At 67.2% G+C, this 5,298-nt stretch carries 5 protein-coding genes; 4 read left to right on the top strand and 1 reads right to left on the bottom strand.

Annotated elements, in window-relative coordinates; genetic code table 11:
• Positions 1-129: 129 nt before the first annotated feature.
• On the bottom strand, positions 130-1,005 hold the full coding sequence (gene rhtA, locus ACCC94_RS27515; protein WP_413352765.1) for a threonine/homoserine exporter RhtA: 876 nt from the start codon (positions 1,003-1,005) through the stop codon (positions 130-132).
• A gap of 52 nt (positions 1,006-1,057) precedes the next feature.
• On the opposite strand from rhtA, the gene ACCC94_RS27520 reads away from it, so the two are divergent.
• From ACCC94_RS27520 to ACCC94_RS27535, 4 genes are all read left to right on the top strand, one after another.
• Positions 1,058-1,660, top strand: a complete 603-nt coding sequence (locus ACCC94_RS27520) for a helix-turn-helix domain-containing protein (protein ID WP_413352766.1) — start codon at positions 1,058-1,060, stop codon at positions 1,658-1,660.
• Between the two features lie 350 nt (positions 1,661-2,010).
• On the top strand, positions 2,011-3,234 hold the full coding sequence (locus ACCC94_RS27525) for an SfnB family sulfur acquisition oxidoreductase (RefSeq protein ID WP_413352767.1): 1,224 nt from the start codon (positions 2,011-2,013) through the stop codon (positions 3,232-3,234).
• Positions 3,235-3,243: 9 nt separating this feature from the next.
• Entirely contained in the window at positions 3,244-4,617 is a 1,374-nt protein-coding gene (locus tag ACCC94_RS27530) for an LLM class flavin-dependent oxidoreductase (protein WP_413352768.1), read from the top strand.
• Positions 4,617-5,282 (top strand): methionine ABC transporter permease, encoded by a 666-nt coding sequence (locus ACCC94_RS27535; protein ID WP_413352769.1) that lies wholly within the window; start codon positions 4,617-4,619, stop codon positions 5,280-5,282. Before ACCC94_RS27530 ends, ACCC94_RS27535 begins: the two co-directional genes overlap by 1 nt.
• Positions 5,283-5,298: the final 16 nt, after the last annotated feature.

Genomic DNA, 5,298 nt, shown 5'->3' on the forward strand with positions numbered 1-5,298 from the left:
CTTTTGTCCGCGCTCGCTTGCGGGCGACCGTATGCCCCACCGGCGCGGGGGACCCGGGGTTCGCGAGCAAGCTCGCTCCTACAAAAGCAGAAGCCTCCCGAAGGCGGCTTGTTCGTTGCGCATCGAGGATCAGTCAGTGACCAGTACCGGCTTCGGCCGGCTGCTCAGCGTCGTGCCCACCGAGGCGACGATGATCGCGCCGATGGCGATCCACTGGTGCGAGGTCAGCTGTTCGCCGAGGAAGAACAACCCGGACAGCGCACCGAACGCCGGTTCGATGCTCATCAGCGTGCCGAAAGTACGCGCCGGCAGACGAGTCAGCGCGACCATTTCCAGGGTGTAGGGCAAGGCGCTGGAGAGGATCGCCACGCCCAGCAGCGCCGGGAACAGGCTGACATCCAGCAGCGCCATGCCGCTGTGGGCGAAGCCGATGGGAGCCACGCAGATCGCCGCGATGCTGATGCCCAGCGCCGCACCCTGCGCTCCCAGGTCGTTACCGGCACGCTGGCCGAAGATGATGTAGAGCCCCCAGCAGATACCCGCCCCCAGCGCCAGCGCAGCCCCCTTCGGATCGATGCCCGCGCCGAAGTCGGCAATCGGCAGCAGGAGCCCCAGGCCGACCACCGCCAGGGCGATCCAGAGGAAGTCCAGAGGCTTGCGCGAATAGAACAGCGCTACCGCCAGCGGCCCGGTGAACTCCAGCGCCACGGCGACGCCCAGCGGGATGGTCTGCAGCGCCATGTAGAACATCAGGTTCATCAGGCCGAGGTTGAGGCCATAGATGAACAGCGGCTTGAGCGGTTTGCCGCGCAACGAGGTGCGCCATGGACGCAGGATCGCCAGCAGGATGATCGCGGCGAAGATCAGCCGCATGGAGGTAACACCCTCCGCGCCGAGAACCGGAAACAGGCTCTTGGCAACCGACGCGCCGGTCTGGATCGAGGCCATCGAGACGATCAGGATAGCGATGGGGAAGACAGTGGAAAGAAAGCGAGAGCGAGGCATGATGCGGACCTGAACAGGCGTTGCAACGGTTGGGATTTCTTGATTGACTGTTATGCGCAACATAATGCGCAAAAAGGCCAGAATGAGCAATATACTGCCCAATAATTCCGAACGCCCCAGCGTGCTCGTGCACGTCGCCGATAACGTGAAGACCCACCGTCGCGGCGCCGGCTTCAGCCAGGATGCGCTGGCCAAGGCATCGGGCGTGAGCCGGCGGATGCTGGTCGGCATCGAGAGCGGCGATACCAATGTCAGCCTCGCCACCCTCGACCGCATCGCCGCTGCCCTGCAAGTCACCTTCGCCGACCTGGTGCGCCCGCCTTCCACCGGTGGCCTGACCCGCGTCGACGCCGTCGCCTGGGGCGGCCGGCAGCCCGACAGTCGCGGCACCCTCCTCGCCAGCACGCCTGCTTCGCGCCAGGCCGAACTCTGGCACTGGACGCTCGCCCCCGGCGACACCTACAACGCCGAGCCCGACGCCGAAGGCTGGTACGACATGGCCTACGTCATCGAAGGCCGACTGACCATCGTCCTCGCCGAGGAGACGGTGGAGGTCGAGGCCGGCGGGTTCCACGTGTTCAAGAGCAACCAGCCGTTTTCCTACCAGAACCATGGGGACGTGCTGTTGCGGTTCGTGCGGAACGTCGTGAACTGATTTTCACTGACAGGTTGATCGCGCAGACTCCGACCCCATCGCGGACGGAGTCCGCTCCTACGTCTCGGGCAGCGCCAGTGTTGACCTGTAGGAGCGAGCTTGCTCGCGAACCGCCTCACGCCGAACTTCCTATGCAGAGCAGACATAGTCGCCCCTTCACCTGCTCCAGAACTGTTGCCACAGCAACACTCGCCCAACACTTTGCTGTCCGCCCAGCGTCTCGACTGTTGGACAAAACAATCAAGGCATTGATTTAAAAGGAAATTAATTTCCGGCACAGCTTGTGCAGTGACCCAATCAGACAGACCCGAACGCCGGGTCGATTCATCTGCCGAGGTCGCTGTACTGCCATGCCCCAACTTCCCGAATCCGCCCACTACGACATCCGCGAGCCCAACGCGCAGCGGATCGGCTCCGACGCCGAGGCCATCGAAGTCGCCCACAAGGTCGCCGCCTTCCTGCTCGAAGGCGCCGCCGAGCGCGACCGCAACCGCGAAGTCCCGCCCGAGGTCGTCGAGGTCTACTCCAACAGCGGTCTGTGGGGCATCACCGTGCCCCGTGAGTTCGGCGGCGCCGAGGTGTCCTACGCGACCCTCGCCGAAGTCATTGCCATCATCTCCGCCGCCGACCCGTCGCTGGGGCAGATTCCGCAGAACCACTACTGCCTGCTGGAAGACATCCGCCTGCAAGGCACCGACGAGCAGAAGCGCTTCTTCTTCGACCTCGCGCTCAAGGGCAACCGTTTCGCCAACGCGCTGTCGGAAACCGGCGGCAAGAACGTCCAGGACATCCAGACCCGCCTGCGCCACGACGGCGACAGCGTGCTGATCGATGGCCGCAAGGGCTATTGCACCGGCTCGCTCTACGCCCATTGGATCGGCGTACTCGGCCTGGACGAGCAGAACAACGCCCAGCTCGCCTTCGTCCCGCGCGGCACGCCGGGCCTGGCCATCGTCGACGACTGGGCCAGCATCGGCCAGCGCACCACCTCCAGCGGCACCGTGCTGGTGGAAGGCCTGCGCGTGCCGGCGTTCAACGTGTTTCCCACGCACCGCTCCTACGACGTGCCGACCCTCGCCGGCCCGTTCGCCCAGATCACCACCGCCGCCATCGACGCCGGCATCGCCCGCGCGGCGCTGCGCGACACCATCGCCTTCGTCCGCGAGCAGGCGCGCCCGTGGATCGACGCCGGCGTGGAGAAGGCCAGCGAAGACCCGCTGACCATCATCCAGGTCGGTGAACTGGGCATACGTATCGAAGCCGCCGACGCCCTGCTGGAACGCGCCGGCAAGGTCATGGACGCCGCCCGCCCCGCACCGGACGAAGACAGCGTGGCCCGCGCCTCGGTCGCCGTGGCCAAGGCCAAGGTGCTGACCACCGAGGTCGCCATCGACGCCACCAACAAGCTGTTCGAGCTCGGCGGCACCCGCTCCACCCTCGCCCGCCACGGCTTCGACCGCCACTGGCGCAACGCCCGCGTGCACACCCTGCACGACCCGGTGCGCTGGAAGTACCACCTGGTCGGCAACTGGCTGCTCAACGATAAGCGCCCGCCGCGCCACGATTGGAACTGAGGACGCGCGATGAGCAAGCAGATCCGCCTCAACGCCTTCGCCATGAACTGCGTCGGCCACCTCTCGCCCGGCCTCTGGCGCCACCCGCGCGACCAGCAGGCCGCGCGCTACACCGACATCCACTACTGGATCGAGCTGGCGAAAACCCTCGAACGCGGCAGGATCGACGGGCTGTTCCTGGCCGACGTGCTGGGCGTCTATGACGTCTACCATGGCAACGCCGACGCCGCGCTGAGCGCTGGTGCCCAGGTGCCAGCCAACGACCCGCTGCAGATCGTCCCGGCCATGGCCGCGGCCACCGAGCACCTGGGTTTCGGCATCACCGCCTCGGTGTCCTTCGAGCACCCGTTCCCCTTCGCCCGGCGCATTTCCACGCTGGACCACCTGACCCGCGGCCGCGCCGGCTGGAACATCGTCACCTCCTACCTCAACAGCGGTGCGCGCAACCTGGGGCTGAAGCAGCAGCTCAACCACCAGCAGCGCTATGCCCTGGCCGAGGAGTACCTGGAGGTCTGCTACAAGCTCTGGGAAGCGAGCTGGGACGAAGACGCGGTGGTCGCCGACCGTGCCAGCGGCGTCTACGCCGACCCGCGCAAGGTGCACCCCATCGAGCACAAGGGCGAGCACTTCGAAGTGCCGGGCTTCCACCTGAGCCAGCCATCGCCACAGCGCACGCCGGTGCTCTACCAGGCCGGCGCATCGAGTCGTGGCAAGGCCTTCGCTGCCGGCAATGCCGAGTGCGTGTTCGTTGCTGCGCCGACCAGGCGCATCCTCCGCGATCAGGTGGCCGATCTGCGCCGCCTCGCCGTGGAAGCGGGCCGCCAGCCGGGCGATGTGCTGGTGCTGAACCAGCTCACGGTGATAGTCGCGCCAACCGACGCCGAAGCATTGGCCAAGCTGGAAGACTACCGCCGCTACAGCGACCGCGAGGGCGCCCTGGCGCTGGTCTCCGGCTGGACCGGCATCGACTTCGGCCAGTACGCGCCGGACCAGGTGTTGCGCCACGTACAGAGCGACGCCATCCAGTCCGCGGTGGACGCCTTCAGCGCCGCCGACCCGGAGCGCCAGTGGACCGCCGCCGAGATCGCCGACTATTGCGCCCTGGGTGGCGACGGCCCACTGCTGGTGGGCTCGCCGCAGACCGTGGCGGACCAGTTGCAGGCCTGGGTCGAGGAGACCGACGTCGACGGCTTCAACCTCTCCAGCCTGGTGGCGCCGGAAACCTTCGTCGACATCGTCGACCTGCTGGTGCCCGAGCTGCAGGCACGCGGGCTGTTCAAGCGCGAGTACGAGCAGGGCACCCTGCGCCACAAGCTGTTCGGCCAGGGCGACCGCCTGCGCGCGCCGCACCGTGCTGCAAAGCTCAGAAGGAGTGAGCAGTAATGGACGGCTGGTTCCGCAACCTCGACTGGCACGACCTCGCCCAGGCCTGCCTGGACACCCTCGCCATGCTCGGCGGTGCGCTGGCCTTCACCGTGCTGCTGGGCCTGCCGCTGGGCGTGCTGCTGTACCTCACCGGCAAGCGCCAGCTGCATGCGAAGCCCGGCCTGTACCGCGCGCTGTCGGTGGTGGTGAACATGCTGCGCTCGCTGCCGTTCATCATCCTGCTGATCGTGCTGATCCCGGTCACCACGCTGATCACCGGCACCTCGCTGGGCGTCGCCGGGGCCATCCCGCCGCTGGTGGTGGGCTGCACGCCGTTCTTCGCGCGGCTGGTGGAAACCGCCCTGCGCGAGGTCGACCGCGGCCTGGTGGAAGCCACCCAGGCGATGGGCGCCAGCACCTTGCAGATCATCTGGCACACCCTGCTGCCGGAAGCCCGCACCGGGCTGATCGCCGCCGTGACCGTCACCGCCATCGTGCTGGTGGACTACACCGCGATGTCCGGCGTGATCGGCGGCGGCGGCCTCGGCGACCTGGCCATCCGCTTCGGTTACCAGCGCTTCCAGACCGACGTGATGATCATCACCGTCGCCCTGCTGATCCTGCTGGTGCAGGCCCTGCAGATGAGCGGCGACCGCCTCGTCGCGCGCTACACGAGGCGCTGAATTCCCCGCCCACTCC

It is taken from the genome of Pseudomonas sp. Pseusp97, from assembly GCF_047304025.1.
Taxonomy (GTDB): Bacteria; Pseudomonadota; Gammaproteobacteria; order Pseudomonadales; family Pseudomonadaceae; genus Pseudomonas.